This window comes from Marinovum sedimenti (assembly GCF_054052205.1).
Window position 1 is genome coordinate 1,287,634 of sequence record NZ_CM133223.1, and the last position, 17,867, is coordinate 1,305,500.

Consider the following 17,867-nt stretch of genomic DNA (forward strand, 5'->3'; position numbering starts at 1 on the left):
ATCCGCAGAAAGCGGCGCGGACATGCGGCTGAAGGTTGAGCCTAAACGCTTGCGAACAATAGCTTTCTGGAGTATCGGCGCAGGCTTACGCCACCAGTTTCTCGGCCTTCTTGAGGTCGACAGAAACCAGTTGCGACACGCCCTGCTCTTGCATCGTGACCCCAAACAGCCGGTCCATCCGCGCCATCGTCACCGCGTGGTGGGTGATGATCAGGAAGCGGGTGTCGGTGCGGCGGCACATCTCGTCAAGCAGATCGCAAAACCGGGTGACGTTGGCATCGTCAAGCGGCGCGTCGACCTCATCGAGCACACAAATCGGCGCCGGATTGGCAAGGAACACCGCAAAAATCAGCGCCAGCGCGGTCAGCGTCTGTTCGCCCCCCGACAGAAGCGACAGCGTCGACAGCTTCTTGCCCGGCGGCTGGCACATGATCTCAAGCCCGGCTTCCAGCGGGTCATCGGATTCAACCAGAACGAGATTCGCCTCACCACCGCCAAACAGATGGGTAAAGAGCAGCGAGAAGTTGCTGTTCACCTGTTCGAAGGCGGTCAAAAGCCGCTCGCGGCCCTCGCGGTTGAGGCTGGCAATCCCGTTGCGCAGCGTGCGGATCGCCTCTTCGAGATCGGTCTTTTCGCTGACAAGCGTGTCGTGCTCTTCCTGCACCTCGCGGGCGTCTTCTTCGGCCCGCAGGTTCACCGCGCCAAGCGCATCGCGCTGGCGTTTGAGCCGGTTCACATCGTCTTCGATCCGCTCCGAGGCGGGCATATTTTCAGGATCTATCTTAAGCTTTTCAAGCAGTTGCCCCGGTGACACCTCTTGATCATCTTCGATCCGGTCTGCGGCGGCTTTGGTGGTCTCCCGAGCGGCCTCCGCACGGGCTTGCGCGGCGGCACGGGCCTCACGCGCCTCGGATGCGGCACGCTCGGCATCCCGCTCGGCCTGCTCCGCAGCACGCAGCGCGGTTTCGGCCACCGAAAGCGCTTCGGTGGCGGTCTGGCGGCGGTCTTCGGCGGTTTCGATGTTCTCGGCCAGCTCCTCGCGCTGGGCCGCAATCTCGTCGGGCAGCTTGCAGGCCTGACGCAACTCGTCTTCACTGGCAGACTTGCGGCCACTCAACTCAGAGCTGCGCTTCTCGGCGGTTTCCAGACGGTGCCGCCAGCCCGAAAGCTCTTTGGTCACCTGTTGGATGCGCCGGGTCCGCGCCTCGCCTTCGCGGCGCAATTCGTCCAAGGCCGAGCGCCGCGTCATCATCGTCATCCGCGCCGCTTCGACCGTCATTTTGACGTCCTCCACCAGCGCCCGCGCGGCATCCAGGTCGGGCAAATCCGCCGCCCCACGCTCGGCCTCACGCAGCTGCAATGCGGCGGCCTGCGCCTCTTCTTCGTGGCGTTGCACCGCCATCCCGAGGCTCTCGAGCCGACCCTCAGCCAGATTCTTTTCCGCCTCGGCGCGGTTCATCGCGCGGCTGGCGTCATTGAAGGCCCGGTCGGCCTCGCGGCGCGCCTCGCGGGCATCTTTGTCGGCGCGGGTGAGATCGGCCAAACGCGCGGTCAGCGCCTCATGCGCGGCGCGCGCGGCCTCCATCCGAACAGTGGTGCGCTCAAGCGATTGTTTGAGGTCTTCCAAACGGTTAAGCTGTTCGAGCCGCAGCGCCGCGGCTGAGGGCGCATCCTCGGCCCAAGCGCGAAATCCATCCCAGCGCCACAGATCGCCATCGAGGCTGACAAGGCGCTGACCGGGCTGCAACAGCGGTTGCATCCGGCTGCCGTCATCGGCCTCGACCAGCCCGATTTGGGCCATGCGGCGGGCCAGAACCTCGGGGACCGACACATGCAATGACAGAGGTGTGACGCCGTGCGGCAGCGCGGGCGGCAGGTCATAATCGGGCAGCACAGACCAACCGGACGGGCCATCAGCATGGACCTCGGGCGCGCGCAAATCATCGGCCAAGGCCGCCCCCAGCGCCTTTTCAAAGCCCTGCTGCACTTGCAGCCGGTCCATGATCTGGCCACCCTCGGCGGTGTCGCGCTCCAGCAAGCGCGCCAACGCGGTGGTCTCGGCGCGCAGGGCGTTGGCTTCGCCCTCGGCCTCGGAGCGCTCGGCGCGGGCCTCGGCCTCGCGGGCCTGCGCCTCTTCGCGGGCCTCATCGGCGGCGATCAATGCATCGTCGGCGCGCTCGGTCATGCGCTTGGCGGCCGCTTCCGCCGCGCGCGCGCTGGCCTCATCCTCGGCGGCTTTGACCAGACGCGCCTGCGAGTCGTCCACTGCGGCGCGCGCCTTGTCGGCCTCGGCTTCGCTGCGGTCCTGGCGTTTGCGGCCTTCGTCGAGCACCCGCTGCGCCGATTGGTGGCGCGCGGCAAGCCGGGCGACATCCTCGGTCTGAAGCGCCAGATCCGACTCGCGTTCAGACAGCACAGACGCGGCCTCTTGCGCGGCCTCGGTGGCCTCCTCCATCATTCCGTCCTGGCCCTCGCCAGCCTCGGCAAGCTCACGCTCTTCGGATTCCAACCGCTCGATCGTTTCACCCGCGTCCCGGTTGAGGCCGGATTCGCGGTCGATGTCGTGGCCCAGTTGCGCGATCCGGCTTTCCAGCGTGGCAATCTTGTCGCGCGCGGTGGCCTCTTGATCGGCGAGCGTGTCGCGCTGGACTTGCAGGCGTTGCAGCACCGCCGAGGCGATGGCCTCTTCTTCGCGCAGCGATGGCAGGGTGGTGTCGGCCTCTTGCCGCGCCTCGGCACAGTGGCGCGCGCTGGCCTCGGATTTCGCCGCGACGTTCACCATGTCACGCAGCACCTCTTCGGCGCGTTGGCGGGCCTCGTCAGCATCTTGCCAGCGCCGATACAGCAGCAACCCTTCGGCCTGGCGCAGGTCTTCGCCAATCGCGCGATACCGCGCAGCCTGCCGCGCCTGCCGCGCCAGTTGCGCCAGCTGCGTCGCCAGTTGTTCGATCACATCGTCGACGCGCAGCAGGTTGGCTTCGGTGCCTTTCAGCTTCAGCTCGGCCTCGTGGCGACGCTGGTAAAGCCCTGAAATCCCAGCGGCTTCTTCCAGAATGCGGCGGCGGTTCTTGGGCTTGGCGTTGATCAATTCGCTGATCTGGCCTTGCCGCACCAGCGCGGGCGAATGCGCCCCGGTCGAGGCATCGGCAAACAGCATCTGCACGTCGCGGGCGCGCACATCCTTGGCGTTGATCTTGTAGGCCGAGCCGACATCGCGGGTGATCCGGCGGGTGATTTCCAGCGTGTCACTGTCGTTGAACCCCGCCGGGGCGAGGCGTTCGGAATTGTCGAGATGCAGCGAAACTTCGGCAAAGTTGCGGGCCGGCCGCGTCGCAGCCCCGGCAAAGATCACGTCTTCCATGCCGCCGCCGCGCATCGCCTTGGCCCGGGTTTCGCCCATCACCCAGCGCAGCGCTTCAAGCAGGTTGGATTTGCCACAGCCATTGGGCCCCACAACGCCGGTCAGCCCGTCCTTGATCAGAAGATCGGTCGGGTCGACGAAGCTTTTGAAGCCTGTCAGACGCAGCTTGTTGAAACGCAATGCTCGGCCCTCGTGGTTTTTTCCGGTGATTCCGGATTGGGGCCAGTGTGACGGCGGCTCTTGTGGTCTGTCAACGGGGGGCCACATCATATGGCGGGACCGGCAGAGTTATCCACAATATATCGGCGGATTTCGGCGGGTATGGCAGGGGGTCAGGGGGGCGTGGCGTGGGGGAACCAGTGCCGTACGTCATCCACAGGAGAAGGCCACGTCACTTTCGCCGTTGCGATAGGGCGCGGACACCGTGCCGGTGCAATGCGTCTTGCCGCGCGGTTTGCGCGGGACGCCCTGCCCGTCCTCGCAATCGAGGCCGGCCAAAAGAACCGAGGGATCGCCTTGCAACCAAGCCACCTTGCAGCCGGTCACAGACACAATCGCCTGACCGCCATTGTTGGCCACATCGCGCATGCGCACACCAAACATGGCGTTGGTCCGGATCGCTTCGGCGATGCCGTCACGAACGCGGATATCAAAGCTCATCCCGCCCACCTCCATGCGTACCGGAGCCACCCCCATATGGCGCAGCCCCGGCGTGTCGCAAGTGGTGAGAAGCATCAGCAAGGGAAACACTGCATACCAACCCATGCCACGATCCTAGCCGCGTCAGGGTTAACAACATCTTACCAAATGAGACCAAACAGCCCTCGTTTGCGTTGCGTTTTGAGACCTCGCCTGCCTGCAAGTGCTTGCTCCTTGGGCATTAGCGGTCATATAATCTTACCAATTGCCGGAGCTATGATGCCATTTCAACCGATCCACCCCGAAAAGCTCTCGACCGCTGTGACCCGCCAGATCGAGCAGTTGATCCTGCGCGGCATTCTGCGTCCGGGGGAGCGCTTGCCGTCCGAGCGTGAGCTGGCCGACCGGCTTGGCGTGTCGCGCCCGTCCCTGCGCGAGGCGGTTGCCGAATTGCAGGCCAAGGGGTTGCTCGCCAGCAAGGCCGGCGCGGGCATATTCGTGGCCGATGTGCTGGGGTCGGCCTTTGCCCCGGCCTTGGTCCAACTGTTTGCCGCGCATGACGAAGCGGTGTTTGACTACCTCTCGTTCCGCCGCGACATGGAGGGGCTGGCCGCAGAGCGCGCCGCGCGCCTTGGATCAGACACCGACCTGCGGGTGATCCAGGCGGTGTTCGACAAGATGGAAGCGGCCCACGCCAAACGCGATCCGTCCGACGAGGCGGCGCTGGACGCGGAATTCCACCTCTCGATCATCGAGGCCAGCCATAACGTGATCATGCTGCATATGATGCGCTCGATGTACCAACTGCTGCGCGAGGGCGTGTTCTATAATCGCAAGGTCATGTTCAAGCAGCGGCTGACGCGGGAAAGCCTGCTGGAACAGCACCGCGCGATCAACACCGCCCTGCAAGAGCGTGACGGCGCGCGTGCCCGCGCGGCGGTTGAAACGCATCTCGATTACGTCGAAGCGGCGCTGCATGACAACGCCAAGGCAGAACGCAACGAGGCGATTGCGCGGCAGCGGTTTGACCACGAACAGGATCGCAAGATTTAGACCGCATCCCCTGCGCCACACACCCTATCCCACACAGCAAAACGCCCGGACCTTTGGGGACCGGGCGTTTTCTAATGATATCAGTCGGGCGAACCCGCCGCAGATCAGTGCAGCTTGTTGCCAACCGTGGTGATCGACTCTTCGATCAGGCGGTTGGAGTCATCCGCTGTCATCTGTTTCGCAATCACTTCGCGGGCTGCGGCAACAGCCACAGTCGCGGCGCGGTCGCGCACTTCTTTGACAGCCGAGGATTTGGCCGATTCAATCTGGTCTTCGGCCGCGGCCAAACGGCGCGTGATCGAGGACTGGATGTCTTTCTTGGCGCCTTCGCCAGCAAGACGGGCCTCTTCCTTAGCGTGATCAATGATCCGCTGCGATTGGTCCTGGACCTCTTGTTGCTTGCGCTCAAACGAGGCGAGCAAGGTCTGGGCTTCTTCGCGGATGGCACGGGCTTCATCAAGCTCGTCCCGGATGCCTTCGGCGCGCTTGTCGAGCAAGCCCCCCAGCATCGCAGGCACCTTGAAGTAGATGATGACCGCAATGAACAGCAAGAAGGCCAGCAACACGATGAAATCGGTGTTGCCCAGCGAGAAGAACGGGCCCGTCGCAGCCAGCGCAGGGCTGGCCGAAATTGTACCCGAGGCAATCAGCGCCAATGTCAGAAACTTGCGCATGTCTTACCCTTTCGTCCGTTGGGCCACCGCCGCATCGATGGCTGCGGAATCCGCTTTACCACCCAGCGCGTTGACAATCTCTGCCGCTGTTTCGCGTGCCACAATCACCACGTTTTCCATGGCGCTGGCGCGAATTTCCGAAATCGCCACATCCGCTTCCGCAGACTTGGCTGCGATCTCGGCATCGGCCTTGTCGGTTGCAACCTTAAGATCGGCTGCAATGTCCGCTTTGGCCGCGGCGATGATATTCTGTGCTTCGGAGCGGGCGTTCGCCAGCGCCGTGTCGTATGCCTGTTCGGCTTCACCGGCCTGACGCTTCAGCTCTTCGGCTTTGGCGAGGTCGTTGGTGATGGTCCCCTGACGTTCCGCCAAAACCGCCGCGATGCGCGGAAGCGCGATGCGGGACAGGACGAAATAGATCACGGCCAGCGTGATCAGGAGCCAGAAGATCTGGTTGCCCCAGTTCGAGAAATCGAGCTGCGGCATGCCGGGTGCGGATGCGGCGGCGTCAGCCCCGTGTCCGGCAACGGCGTCTGTGGTTTCTGTTGCCATGTCGTCCTCCTTGGGAAGTCCGGTTACCGTCGGTCGGGCGAGCGATGCCGCCCGACCGAGGTGTAAGGATCAGTCTTCCGTGAGGCTTAAACGGCGAACATCAGCAGCAGAGCGACCAGGAACGAGAAGATGCCCAGGGCTTCTGCGAAAGCGATGCCGATGAAGAGTGTCGCGGTCTGCGAAGCAGCAGCGGAGGGGTTGCGCAGAGCGCCGGCGAGGAAGTTGCCGGCAACGTTGCCAACACCGATTGCGGCTGCGCCGGAACCGATTGCTGCGAGACCTGCGCCGATATGTGCGAGTTGACCTTCCATGGGGGTATCTCCTTACGATTGGAAGTTAAAATTCAGGGTTGTTCGTGGGGGCGCGCAAAGGCTGCGCACCGGAATTTCAGGCACCAAAGCTTAGTGCGATGGGTGCAGCGCGTCCTTGAGGTACACACATGTCAGGATGGTAAAGACATAGGCCTGGATAAAGGACACGAGGATCTCGAGACCGTACATCGCGGTGATTGCGACAACCGACAGCGGGCTGACGATGGCGATGGCGGCGAAGCCTGCGAACACCTTGATCACGGCGTGACCGGCCATCAGGTTGCCTGCAAGACGAATGGAGTGGCTGACCGGACGCACGAAGTAGGAAATCACTTCGATGATCGCCAGGATCGGACGCAGCGCCAGAGGGGCAGAGGCGACCCAGAACAACCCAAGGAACTTGGAGCCGTTCTTGACAAAGCCAACCACGGTGACGGTCACGAACACCAGCAGCGCCAGCACAACAGTCACAGCGAAATGCGAGGTGGTGGTGAAGGCCATCGGCAGCAGGCCGAGGAAGTTCGCCATCACGATGAACATGAACAGGGTCATGATGTAGGGGAAGAACGCCAGCGCGTCTTTGCCCGCAACGTCTTCGACCATCTTGTACACAAAGCCGTAAGCCAGTTCACCGATCGATTGCGACCGTGTCGGGATGATCGCGCGGCGCGACGTGCCCAGCACCATCAGCGCCACAACGGCGGCCACGGCAAGGAACATCCACAGCGTGACGTTGGTGATGGTGAACATGCCAACTTCGCTGCCGCCAAACAGCGGCTGCACGATGAATTGGTCCATCGGGTGGAAAACCAGCCCGCCCTCGTCGGCACCTTGCGCTTCAGTCGCCATTTTTGTCCCTCTCGTGATCTTCGGCCTCTCGGGCCGTTTCCGTAGTCTGGAATTCCTTGGCCGTGCGCAGCATCGTCTGCACCCCGGCGGCAAAACCCAGCAATGTGAACAGCACCAGGAAGATCGGCAATGTGCCGAACAGGCTGTCTAGCCCGTACCCGATGCCAAAACCGATCCCGAGACCGGCAACAAGTTCGATCACCATCCGCCACGCCATATTGGCCTGAGAATAATGCTCTTCCTGGTGGGGTCTTGCGTCGCTCCCCCTGAGCTTGGCGATGCGCTCATCGAGTGCCTCTAGCCGTTTGCGATGCTCAGGTGTGGGCAAGCTGTCCCCCGTGGTAAATCCTGAGGCCTGTGCTAAGGCTGACGCGCCTCCGAGTCAATAAGCCGTGAGCGCATTCATACGGCCTGCTATCCAACTGTTATGTATATCTAAAATTTTCGGGCAGGTCGCATCGGCCAATCCGTCGCAGCCACGCCGCGCGCCAAACCCCGGCAATTCGCATATTCAACTGATTGGTTGATCTTGCCCCAGCGCTGCCAAGTGGCTGCCCCGCCCCCCGACCTCCCCTGCGCTCTGCCCTCTACCCTCTACCCTCTACCCTCTACCCTCTACCCAGATGCTTGACCGAGCCGCGCGGGAAAGCTAGGCGAAGCGGATGGACACCCCTGCCCGCCTTGATGCGGCCTTTGCCGCCCTTGCCGATCCGACGCGCCGCGCCATCCTTGCCATGCTTTTAGAGGATGACATGGCGGTGACGGATGTGGCCGAGCCGTTTGACATGTCCTTGGCGGCGATCTCAAAGCACCTGACGATCCTGACCCGCGCCGGGCTGATCAGCCAGGAAAAGCGTGGCCGGGTGAAATGGTGCAAACTAGAGCCCGACGCGCTGCGCGGGGCCAGCGTCTGGATGCAGGGGTTCGGTCAATTCGAACCGGTGAACCTGGACGCCTTCGAACGGTTCCTCGCGGCGGAACTGCCGGAAACCCCCTAACCTCACCCTGCGCGCACCCAAACCGATCTGTCGACAGATCGGTGCCGATCCATCAATGGATCGGTCTTGGCCACCGCGCAGGGGATCGCGCCGTCGCAGGTGTCGAAACTGCGATTTGTTGACAAATCGCTACCGATCCGTCGACGGATCGGCCTGCTCGGGTCGCAACAGGATCAACAGCGCCACAATCGTCAGACCCACACCACCCAGCACCAGCAGCGCCGGCGCACCGTGGCCAAGCCCGACCTCCCACAGCAACACCCAACTGGGCGTCAGATAGGTGTAGGCCATGACCTTCGACGCAGGCAGCCGCATCGAGGCATATTGCAACAACATAAAAGAGCCGATCGTGGCGAAGGTCACGATATAGGCCAGCGTGATCCAGACAATTCCCGGCAGCGCCGCCCAGTCGGTCGCGCGCAAATCATTCCAACCATACGCCCCGATCAGGATCGCTCCGGCAATCAGGACGCCCGTGGTGAACACCACAGGGGGCTCGCCCCGGTTCAACTTTGGAAGCAGCGGCGCATAGATCGCATGGCAGATGCACCCGAGGAAATAGATCGCCTCGCCCCGTCCGATCTCGAACTGCACCAGCGCGCCAAAGCTGCCTTGAAAGATCACCCAAAGCGCGCCCGCCGCCCCAACCGAGAGCCCAAGCGCAATGCGCGGCGTCATGATCTGGCGCATCAGCAGATAGCCAAACCCCGCCGCCATCACCGGCGTGAGTGTAAACACCGCCGCCGCGCTGACCGGGGCTGCGGTTTTCAGCCCCTCGAACATCAACACGAAATAGGTGCCGAAAAACGCCGCCAGCACGAAATACCGCCAAGGCGCGTTAAAATGCGCCCGGCGCAGCCGGCCTGTCGCAACGGCCAGCATGCCAGTCACGAGGGCCGCCATCAGAAACCGCGCGGCCTGCAGCGCCGCCGGGGCGATTTCATTTGCTGCCAGCACCCCAAGCGAAAACGACCCCGCCACCATCGCCGAAAACAACAGCATGGCCAGATGGCCGCGTGTGGCCTCAGTCATGCCCGGCGCATTCCCGTTCCCAGCGTGCGGCGTGGGATTTGAGGTACTTCAGGAAGGTCTGCACCTTGGCCGCCCGGTGCAAATCAACATGTGTCACCAGCCAGAGCTGCGAGGCCCATTCATCGCGCGGCGGCATGACCTGGATCAGGTCCTTGTGCCGTTTGGCCTCGTACACCGGCACAAAGCCGATCCCGGCCCCGGCCACCACCGCCTCGGTCATCGCGCGCATGTCAGAGCTGCGAAAGACATAAGCGCTTTCGGGCACTTGTTCGCGCAGCCAGCGGAACATCGGCGCGCGGGTGTCGAGGCTGTCATGACTGACCAGCCGGTGCTGCGCCAGCTCGCTGTCGGACTTCGGCATGCCGTTGGCCTCGACATAAGCCCGCGTCGCATAGAGCGCGAAGGGGTGGCGAAAGAACGGCTGCACCACGTTGTCGGGCTGTTCGGGGGCGGCCCCGGCGCGGATCGCCACATGCGCCTCGCCATATTCCAGCCGGAACAGCCGGTCGCCGGTCAGATACCGGATGATCACATTGGGATAATCGCGCTGGAACTGCGCCATAACGGGCGCAAATTGCCCCGCCATGCCCACCAATGAGGTCACCACCAATTCGCCCGCGACGCCCTCGCCCCGGCCTTTGATCCGGCCTTGCAACTGGTTGAACTGATCTTCGGTCGCCTGCGCCACCCGCAGCAGATCGTCGCCCGCCTCTGTTGGCGTATAGCCGCGCGCATGGCGCTGAAACAGCTTGGCCCCGAGTTTGTCCTCGAGCGCATCAATGTGGCGGATCACAGTGGCATGGTGCACGCCCAAAACATCCGCCGCACCGCTGACCGTGCCCTGAAGCGCCACTTGATACGCGGTGCGCACCTCTCCCCAGTTTTCCATTCTGCCCCTCACTCAATAAACCTATGTGCAAATACTCACAGCTCCTGTTGATTTGAGGATATTGAGTTCGAATTTGCAATGATCAAATAAACGGGCAGACACACTCACCCGGAGAACCTTCAAATGACAACCAAGACAGTCCTGCGCGTTGACGCATCCGCCCGCAAAACCGGTTCGGCCACCCGTGCCCTGACCGACAGCCTTGTGCAAACCCTTGCGCCCGCCAATCTGATCACCCGTGATCTCGCCGATACCCCGCTGCCGCAGGTTGACGAAACCTGGGTCGGCGCGAACTTCACCCCCGCCGAAGACCGGACCGAGGCCCAAAAGGCCCGTTTGGCGCAATCCGACGCGCTGGTGGCCGAATTGCAGCAAGCTGACACCGTTGTGATCGGCCTGCCGGTCTATAACTTCAGCGTGCCTGCGGCGCTCAAAGCCTGGGTGGATCTGATTGCCCGTGCCGGCGTGACGTTTCGCTATACTGCCGAGGGCCCCGAGGGTCTGTTGACCGGTAAGAAAGTGATCGTGGCCTTTGCGTCCGGTGGCGTGCCAATCGGTTCGGATTACGATTTCGCCTCGAAATACCTGCGGCATGTGCTGGGGTTTGTCGGGCTGACCGATGTGACGTTTATCACCGAGACCGCCGAGATTGCCGACGCGGCGGCCTGAGTCGTACTGAATTTCGCCGCTCCTGCGCGCGTCGACAGGCTGGGGGGCGCTGCCCCCCAGACCCCCTGGGATATTTATAAAGCCAGAGAAGTATAAAGACGCCGAGTTGCCCGGTTTGTCGTGACTTGACTCTGGCCCGTGTCCCGCCTATTGCCCGCAGCAACATCCGGAAGTTTTGCACCTTCCGGTCCCTTGGGCTTTGCCCGGGATCGCCTTCCACCAGCGCGTTGCGCCCGTGGGAGCGTTTGTGCTTTGTGCGGTTGGCTCTTATGTGAGTTGACGAGGAAACAGATCGGGAGGCTTTAGAGCCGCATGTTCGAGAACCTGTCAGAACGCCTGTCCGGCGTCTTCGACCGCCTGACCAAACAGGGCGCGCTGAGCGCCGATGATGTCAAGACCGCCCTGCGCGAAGTGCGCGTGGCCCTGCTTGAGGCCGATGTATCGCTGCCAGTGGCACGCGATTTTGTCAAAGCGGTCGAGGCCAAGGCCACCGGCGCCGCTGTCACCAAATCGGTCACGCCCGGCCAGCAGGTCGTCAAGATCGTGCATGACGAGCTGATCGAAGTGCTTAAAGGCGAAGGTGAGCCCGGCGCGCTTAAGATCGACAATGCGCCGGCACCGATCCTGATGGTTGGCCTGCAAGGCTCGGGCAAGACCACCACCACCGGTAAGCTCGCCAAGCGGTTGAAAGACCGTGAGGGCAAGAAGGTGCTGATGGCGTCGCTCGACATCTATCGCCCGGCGGCGATGGAGCAGCTCGCGGTTTTGGGCACGCAGGTGGGTGTGGATACCTTGCCGATCGTCAAGGGCGAGAGCGCGGTGCAGATTGCCAAGCGCGCCAAACAGCAGGCGATGCTGGGCGGTTACGACGTCTATATGCTCGACACTGCTGGCCGTTTGCAGATCGACGAAGTGTTGATGAAAGAGGTCGAGGATGTCCGCGACGCCGTCAGCCCGCGCGAGACGCTGCTGGTGGTTGACGGTCTGACCGGTCAGGTCGCTGTTGAGGTCGCCGAGGAATTCGACGGCAAGATCGGCATTTCCGGCGTGGTCCTGACCCGGATGGACGGCGATGGCCGCGGCGGTGCGGCGCTCTCGATGCGCGCAGTCACCGGCAAGCCGATCAAATTCGTCGGTCTCGGCGAAAAGATGGACGCGCTTGAGACCTTTGAGCCGGAGCGGATTGCGGGCCGTATTCTGGGCATGGGCGATATCGTTGCCCTTGTCGAGAAGGCGCAGGAAACGCTGGAGATTGAACAAGCCGAGCGCATGATGAAGCGCTTTCAGAAAGGCATGTTCAACTTCAACGATCTTAAGATGCAGATGGATCAGATGCTCAAAATGGGCGGCATGCAGGGCATGATGTCGATGATGCCAGGCATGGGCAAGATGGCGAAACAGGTTGAGGAGTCGGGGTTCGACGACCGCGCCATTCGCCAGCAGATCGCGCTGATCAACTCGATGACCAAGAAAGAGCGCGCCAACCCGCAGCTGCTGCAAGCCAGCCGCAAAAAGCGGATTGCCAAGGGCGCGGGCATGGATGTCTCCGACCTCAACAAGCTTCTGAAGATGCAGCGCCAGATGGGCGACATGATGAAGAAGATGGGCAAGATGGGCAAAGGCGGCATGATGAAACAGGCCATGAAGGGCATGTTTGGCGGCAAAGGCGGGCTTCCGCCCGAGATGGCGCAAGGCATGGACCCCAAGGCGCTGGAAGCGGCGGCCAAGCAGATGGGGGCCAAAGGCGGTTTGCCCGGCGGTCTCGGCGGGCTTGGTGGTGGCGCAGCGCTGCCCCCCGGCCTCAGCGGGTTCGGCAAGAAGAAATAAGCAGATGAGTGTGCGCGCCCCCCTTTCCTGTTGCCCGCTTTGCGCGAGGACCGCCTGATGTCGATGCCCGACATTCCAGAGCTTGAGACCCGTCGCCTTGTGCTGCGCGGTCCGCAGGCCGAGGATTATCCGGACTTCAAGGCGACCTTTTCGTCGTACCGGTCGCGGTTTATGGGCGGGCCGCTCAATGCCTATGAGGCGTGGATGCTCTATGCCGCCGAAATCGGCCATTGGCAGATCCGCGGCTATGGCATGTGGATGATTCACCACAAGGACAGCGGCGAAACGCTGGGCATGGCGGGCGGCTGGAAACCGGCGAAATGGCCCGAAGCCGAGATCGCCTGGATCATCTGGCCCGACAAGGCCGGGCGCGGCTTTGCGCTTGAGGCCACCCATGCGGTGCGCGCCTATTTCTATGGCACGCTCGGATGGGACGGCGCAGTGAGCTATCTCGACCCCAAAAACCTTGACAGCATCCGACTGGCCGAACGCCTTGGGGCCAAGAAAGACCACGGTGCCGCCAGCGTTGATGGCAGTGACGTCGTTTATCGCCACCCCGCGCCTGCCGCCTTGGATGGCACCCAATTGGCCCATGGCATCGACATGGAAATCAGCCACTACGCAGACCCGCTGTTTCAGCCGAAAGGATACGCTCTTGACTGATCCCGTTTCCCACGCCGCCAAGGTGCTCAAAGGGCACCGCGAAAGCATCGACAGGCTCGATGCGATCCTCGTCTATACGCTGGGCGAGCGCTTCAAACACACGCAGGCCGTTGGCGTTCTTAAGGCCGAACACGACCTGCCCCCGTCCGACCCCGACCGCGAGGCGAACCAGATCGCGCGGCTGGAGCAATTGGCAATCGAGGCCGATCTCGACCCCGAATTCGCCAAGAAGTTTCTCAACTTCATCATCGCTGAAGTCATTCAGCACCACAAACAGCACCTACTGTAGGCCGGGCCTCAGCCCCGTCCCACACACGCCATTCAAAGGAGAACTTACCAATGGCCATCAAACTTCGTCTTGCCCGTGGCGGCTCGAAAAAACGTCCCTTCTACCGCATCGTTGTGGCCGACAGCCGTATGCCGCGCGACGGCCGTTACATCGAAAAGCTGGGCACCTATAACCCGCTGCTGCCCAAAGACAGCGAAGACCGTGTCAAAATGGACATGGAGCGCGTGCAGTACTGGTTGAGCGAAGGCGCACAGACCACCGACCGCGTGTCGCGCTTCCTCGAAGCTGCTGGCGTTGTTGAGAAAAAAGAACGCGCCAACATGAAGAAAGCCGTTCCCGGCAAAAAAGCGCAGGACCGTGCAGAAGAGAAAGCGGCCAAGGCTGCTGCAGCTGCTGAAGCACCTGCCGAGGAATAAGTCTGGGGGGCATCGCCATGGCGAGCTTTTCGGACACGTTCCGAACCCAGCTGACCGATCTGATGCGGTGGCGGCGGGATGTCCGTCGCTTCCGCTGTGATCCTGTGGACGAGGCATTGCTGCGGCAATGCCTCGACGCATTTCTGCTCGCCCCTTCGGTGGGTTTGAGCGAACCCTGGCGGATTGTCCGGGTCACAAGTCGCGCGGCGCGCACCGCCGCACGCGAGAATTTCCAAGACTGCAACCAACAGGCGCTTGCCGGCTATGACGGCGACAAAGCCAAACAATACAGTCAATTAAAGCTTTCCGGCATGCGCGACGCGCCCGAGCAGATTGCCGTCTTTTGTGCCGAGGCCACCGACAAGGGGTCTGGCCTTGGCGCGCGGACCATGCCCGAGACCCTGCGCTATTCCACCGTCGGGGCCATCACCCTGTTTTGGCTCGACGCGCGGGCCCGGGGCTTGGGTGTGGGCTGGGTGTCTATACTCGATCCACAGCGCCTTGCGCGCGATCTTGCCGTTCCCGAAGACTGGACCCTGGTGGCCTATCTCTGTATCGGCTGGCCCGAAACTGAAAGCCTGACCCCCGAGTTGGAGGCCCAAGGCTGGGAACAGCGCCGGGGCAGCCTCCCCGTCATTGACGTTTGAGGAAAGCAGCACGATGTTCCGACTTGTGCGATTGGTGATATTTTGCGGCGTGGCATTCGTTGCCGGTATGCTTCACGAACGCAATCAGGTGAACGAGCGTTGCGCCGCTGCCGGTGGCAGGGTTACAGACGGCGGATTATGCAGGGAAAGATAGATATGTCTGATCAGGTTTGCGTCGGCGCGATTGCCGGTTCCTTTGGTGTCCACGGCGAGGTGCGGATCAAGAGCTTTACCGCCGATCCGCGCGCGATTGCCGAGTATTCACCGCTCACCACTGAAGATGCGTCGCGCAGCTTCGATATGGTGTTGGACCGTCCGGTCAAGGGTGGTTTCGCGGCGCGGCTTTCCGGGGTTTTGACCAAGGAACAGGCCGACGCATTGCGTGGAGTGCAGCTGTACGCCCCGCGTGACAGGCTGCCCTCGCTGCCCGACGACGAATATTACCACGCCGATCTGATCGGGCTTGAGGTGCATGACACCGGCGGTGTGTTTATTGGCCGGGTCAAGGCTGTGCACAATCACGGCGCTGACGATCTGCTAGAGCTTCAGGGACCGGGGCTCAAGGACACGGTGCTTTTGCCGTTCACATTGGCCGCCGTGCCGACCGTCGATCTGGCCTCGGGCCGGATCGTGGCGGACCCGCCCGAAGGCGTCTTGCCCGAGGTCACGCCAGACGCCAGCTAGGCTCCTGCCGCGCCCTAGATCGCAAATCCATCCCGCGCGATCAACGCCCGAAGTGCGCCAAGCTGCCGATCGCGGCTTGGCCCTCTGTCATGCGGGTGCGCCGAGATCCCCGCCCAGACCCTAAGCAGCCGATGCCGGGTGTAAAAGCGTGTGATATCAACGTCCGACCCCGGATAAGCGCTTGCAAACGCAGCCTCCCACGCAGGCGGCATCAAACCAACCTCGGCCGAGGTTGGCGCCAACGTCAGAAGCGCATCCGCCCAGAGTTCGCCAATGTCCCGCGCCGCCGGATGCTGTTTCAGGTTCTCAAAGTCGATGCCACTCACCGTGCCGTCGTGAAACACCAGATTGGCCAGCGTCATGTCGCCGTGCAACACCGCGCGCAGACACCCCCTGCCCTGCAATTGCTCGGCCACGCGCCGCAAAGACGCCAGCGCCGCAAGATACCGCTCCGGCTCGGCACACACCGGAACCTGCGGCAACCGCTCCAACGGCCCCCAAGGATCGAACCGACCGCGCGCCGTGCCCCGCGCCGCGTGCAGACAGGCGAGCCATTGCGCCGACTGGCCCAAGATGCGCTCGGGGGCCTCACCCGCCAACAGGGCCGCGCGCCCCGACTGCCCCGGCACATAGTCCAACAGAACGGCACGCGACGGTTCATCAAACCCCAACAGCCGCTGGGCGGCCAACCCGGGCCGATCCTGAAAAATCCGGCCCGCTTGGCGATGCGCCCGCACCACACGGCGAAACCGGGCGAGATCAGCGCCGGGAAACAGCTTGAGCACTTCTGCCCCCACGCGCCAGACATCGCGGCCCAACGCCTCGGCATCGACAGGCGGCACGCCGGGGCGCAGCACGGCCCAGGCCGCATGGGGCAGATCATCCAGCTTCATTCGCGCATTGACGCGCCATTTCCCGAGGCTTGCAACATCTCCCCCCTTTGCAGCCGCATTTTCAGCGGCTAAGGAGCGCACATGACACAGCCACCCAACAAATCCCATGGCCGCAAAGCCATCCGCCCCACGCTCAAACCGCAACCGCTGGTGAGCGACACGCCCGATCTGCATGGTGTCTGGCGGGCCAGCGTCATCACGCTGTTCCCCGAGATGTTTCCCGGCGTATTGGGCGGCTCGCTCACCGGGCGCGCGCTTAAAGACCGGCTGTGGCAGCTTGATACGATCAATTTGCGCGATTTTGGCGAGGGCAAGCACCGCAACGTCGATGACACCCCGGCGGGCGGCGGCGCGGGCATGGTGCTGCGTCCTGATATCATGGGCCGCGCGATTGAACACACGCTGCGCAAGGGCCCCGGCCCGCTGATCTATCTGTCGCCTCGGGGCCGGCGGTTTGATCAGAAGATGGCGAAAAGCCTGTCGACCACCCCCGGCGCGATTTTCATCTGTGGCCGGTTCGAGGGTTTGGACCAGCGGGTGATCGACCACTACGGCATCAACGAGGTCAGCCTTGGCGATTTCGTCATGACCGGCGGCGAGCTTGCGGCGCAGGCGATGATCGACGCAACGGTGCGGTTGTTGCCCGGCGTGCTGGGCAATGAGGCCAGCGCCGAAGAAGAGAGCTTTTCCAACGGCTTGCTAGAGCATCCTCAGTTCACCAAACCCGCGGAATGGTTGGGGCGGCAGATCCCGGAGGTGCTGCTGTCGGGGCATCATGGCAAGATTGCCGAATGGCGTCAGGCGCAATCCGAAGCGATCACCCGCGCCCGGCGGCCCGATCTTTGGGAAGCCTGGAAAGACCGCGAGGACTGATCCGCGCGCTCTGCCTCTACTGTGATTTCGCGGAAAATATGGTAAAGTCGACGCATTAAAGCATGCAGGAGGGGGATCTCATGGCACTTTCTTTACAGGTTATTTACCCAATCCGGGATAACACTCATTTCGACATGGAGTACTACCTTGGCACCCACATGCCGATGGTCAGCGAACATATGGGCAAGCACATTGATCAGGTGCTTGTGACAAAGGGGCTTGGTGGTGGCGCGCCGGGGGCTCCGCCGCAGAATTATGCTGTTGCGACAATGACTTTTGCCGATAAAGATGCGCTGGACGCGGCGCTGGCGGTGTCAAAGCCGGTGGTGGCGGATATTGCCAATTTCACCAATACCGAACCCCAGATGATGGTAGGCGAAGTCATTTCCTGACCATAACCTGCCGATCGGCCCTTTTTGCTTGAAACAAAGGGCATACTCTGGTTTATCCCGCGCATTCCGCGCCGCGCTGGCCTTTTGCTGATTCCCGTCTGCTTCTGACGGGGTTTGCATGGACCACTCGAGCCAAGGTTCGGAAAACAAGACAGC

General features: G+C 62.5%; 21 protein-coding genes. 11 read left to right on the forward strand and 10 right to left on the reverse strand.

What is annotated here, in order from left to right; genetic code table 11:
• Window positions 1-85: 85 nt before the first annotated feature.
• Window positions 86-3,541, reverse strand: coding sequence for a chromosome segregation SMC family protein (locus tag ACW9UO_RS06175; RefSeq protein ID WP_457088095.1), 3,456 nt, complete (start codon window positions 3,539-3,541; stop codon window positions 86-88).
• Window positions 3,542-3,730: 189 nt separating this feature from the next.
• Complete coding sequence (locus ACW9UO_RS06180; RefSeq protein WP_457088096.1) at window positions 3,731-4,126, reverse strand: hypothetical protein; 396 nt, start codon at window positions 4,124-4,126, stop codon at window positions 3,731-3,733.
• A 153-nt stretch (window positions 4,127-4,279) separates the two neighbouring features.
• Here ACW9UO_RS06180 and ACW9UO_RS06185 point away from each other — a divergent pair, with 153 nt between their 5' ends.
• Window positions 4,280-5,053, forward strand: coding sequence for a FadR/GntR family transcriptional regulator (locus ACW9UO_RS06185; protein WP_457088612.1), 774 nt, complete (start codon window positions 4,280-4,282; stop codon window positions 5,051-5,053).
• A 104-nt stretch (window positions 5,054-5,157) separates the two neighbouring features.
• Here the strand turns inward: ACW9UO_RS06185 and ACW9UO_RS06190 are convergent, their stop codons facing one another.
• From ACW9UO_RS06190 to ACW9UO_RS06210, 5 genes are all read right to left on the reverse strand, one after another.
• Window positions 5,158-5,727: a F0F1 ATP synthase subunit B gene (locus tag ACW9UO_RS06190; RefSeq protein ID WP_457088097.1), complete on the reverse strand. Its 570-nt coding sequence runs from the start codon at window positions 5,725-5,727 to the stop codon at window positions 5,158-5,160.
• A gap of 3 nt (window positions 5,728-5,730) precedes the next feature.
• Complete coding sequence (locus ACW9UO_RS06195) at window positions 5,731-6,279, reverse strand: F0F1 ATP synthase subunit B' (protein ID WP_457088098.1); 549 nt, start codon at window positions 6,277-6,279, stop codon at window positions 5,731-5,733.
• 86 nt (window positions 6,280-6,365) lie between these two features.
• Window positions 6,366-6,590: a F0F1 ATP synthase subunit C gene (locus ACW9UO_RS06200; RefSeq protein ID WP_090027589.1), complete on the reverse strand. Its 225-nt coding sequence runs from the start codon at window positions 6,588-6,590 to the stop codon at window positions 6,366-6,368.
• 90 nt (window positions 6,591-6,680) lie between these two features.
• Window positions 6,681-7,439: a F0F1 ATP synthase subunit A gene (locus ACW9UO_RS06205; protein ID WP_457088099.1), complete on the reverse strand. Its 759-nt coding sequence runs from the start codon at window positions 7,437-7,439 to the stop codon at window positions 6,681-6,683.
• Window positions 7,429-7,767, reverse strand: coding sequence for an AtpZ/AtpI family protein (locus tag ACW9UO_RS06210; protein WP_457088100.1), 339 nt, complete (start codon window positions 7,765-7,767; stop codon window positions 7,429-7,431). Before ACW9UO_RS06210 ends, ACW9UO_RS06205 begins: the two co-directional genes overlap by 11 nt.
• A 334-nt stretch (window positions 7,768-8,101) precedes the next feature.
• Here ACW9UO_RS06210 and ACW9UO_RS06215 point away from each other — a divergent pair, with 334 nt between their 5' ends.
• Entirely contained in the window at window positions 8,102-8,437 is a 336-nt protein-coding gene (locus ACW9UO_RS06215) for an ArsR/SmtB family transcription factor (RefSeq protein WP_457088101.1), read from the forward strand.
• Between the two features lie 129 nt (window positions 8,438-8,566).
• Here the strand turns inward: ACW9UO_RS06215 and ACW9UO_RS06220 are convergent, their stop codons facing one another.
• Both ACW9UO_RS06220 and ACW9UO_RS06225 read right to left on the reverse strand, forming a co-directional pair.
• Window positions 8,567-9,469: a DMT family transporter gene (locus ACW9UO_RS06220; RefSeq protein WP_457088102.1), complete on the reverse strand. Its 903-nt coding sequence runs from the start codon at window positions 9,467-9,469 to the stop codon at window positions 8,567-8,569.
• Window positions 9,462-10,358, reverse strand: a complete 897-nt coding sequence (locus ACW9UO_RS06225; protein WP_457088103.1) for a LysR family transcriptional regulator — start codon at window positions 10,356-10,358, stop codon at window positions 9,462-9,464. The genes ACW9UO_RS06220 and ACW9UO_RS06225 overlap by 8 nt, the downstream gene beginning before the upstream one ends.
• A gap of 123 nt (window positions 10,359-10,481) precedes the next feature.
• Here ACW9UO_RS06225 and ACW9UO_RS06230 point away from each other — a divergent pair, with 123 nt between their 5' ends.
• The 7 genes from ACW9UO_RS06230 to rimM all read left to right on the forward strand — a co-directional run bounded on the left by ACW9UO_RS06230 (window position 10,482) and on the right by rimM (window position 15,553).
• Window positions 10,482-11,027, forward strand: a complete 546-nt coding sequence (locus ACW9UO_RS06230) for an FMN-dependent NADH-azoreductase (RefSeq protein WP_457088104.1) — start codon at window positions 10,482-10,484, stop codon at window positions 11,025-11,027.
• 312 nt (window positions 11,028-11,339) lie between these two features.
• Window positions 11,340-12,854, forward strand: a complete 1,515-nt coding sequence (gene ffh, locus ACW9UO_RS06235) for a signal recognition particle protein (protein ID WP_457088105.1) — start codon at window positions 11,340-11,342, stop codon at window positions 12,852-12,854.
• 57 nt (window positions 12,855-12,911) lie between these two features.
• Window positions 12,912-13,517, forward strand: a complete 606-nt coding sequence (locus tag ACW9UO_RS06240) for a GNAT family N-acetyltransferase (protein WP_457088106.1) — start codon at window positions 12,912-12,914, stop codon at window positions 13,515-13,517.
• Entirely contained in the window at window positions 13,510-13,806 is a 297-nt protein-coding gene (locus tag ACW9UO_RS06245) for a chorismate mutase (protein ID WP_457088107.1), read from the forward strand. The genes ACW9UO_RS06240 and ACW9UO_RS06245 overlap by 8 nt, the downstream gene beginning before the upstream one ends.
• A 50-nt stretch (window positions 13,807-13,856) precedes the next feature.
• Window positions 13,857-14,222, forward strand: coding sequence for a 30S ribosomal protein S16 (gene rpsP, locus ACW9UO_RS06250; protein ID WP_457088108.1), 366 nt, complete (start codon window positions 13,857-13,859; stop codon window positions 14,220-14,222).
• A gap of 17 nt (window positions 14,223-14,239) precedes the next feature.
• Window positions 14,240-14,869 (forward strand): 5,6-dimethylbenzimidazole synthase, encoded by a 630-nt coding sequence (bluB, locus tag ACW9UO_RS06255; protein WP_457088109.1) that lies wholly within the window; start codon window positions 14,240-14,242, stop codon window positions 14,867-14,869.
• Window positions 14,870-15,025: 156 nt separating this feature from the next.
• Window positions 15,026-15,553, forward strand: a complete 528-nt coding sequence (gene rimM / locus ACW9UO_RS06260) for a ribosome maturation factor RimM (RefSeq protein ID WP_457088110.1) — start codon at window positions 15,026-15,028, stop codon at window positions 15,551-15,553.
• A 14-nt stretch (window positions 15,554-15,567) separates the two neighbouring features.
• On the opposite strand, the gene ACW9UO_RS06265 is transcribed toward rimM, so the two are convergent.
• Entirely contained in the window at window positions 15,568-16,446 is an 879-nt protein-coding gene (locus ACW9UO_RS06265) for a phosphotransferase (RefSeq protein ID WP_457088111.1), read from the reverse strand.
• Window positions 16,447-16,527: 81 nt separating this feature from the next.
• Here ACW9UO_RS06265 and trmD point away from each other — a divergent pair, with 81 nt between their 5' ends.
• On the forward strand, window positions 16,528-17,319 hold the full coding sequence (gene trmD, locus ACW9UO_RS06270; RefSeq protein WP_457088112.1) for a tRNA (guanosine(37)-N1)-methyltransferase TrmD: 792 nt from the start codon (window positions 16,528-16,530) through the stop codon (window positions 17,317-17,319).
• A gap of 80 nt (window positions 17,320-17,399) precedes the next feature.
• Entirely contained in the window at window positions 17,400-17,711 is a 312-nt protein-coding gene (locus ACW9UO_RS06275) for an EthD family reductase (protein WP_457088113.1), read from the forward strand.
• The last annotated feature ends 156 nt before the right edge of the window (window positions 17,712-17,867 follow it).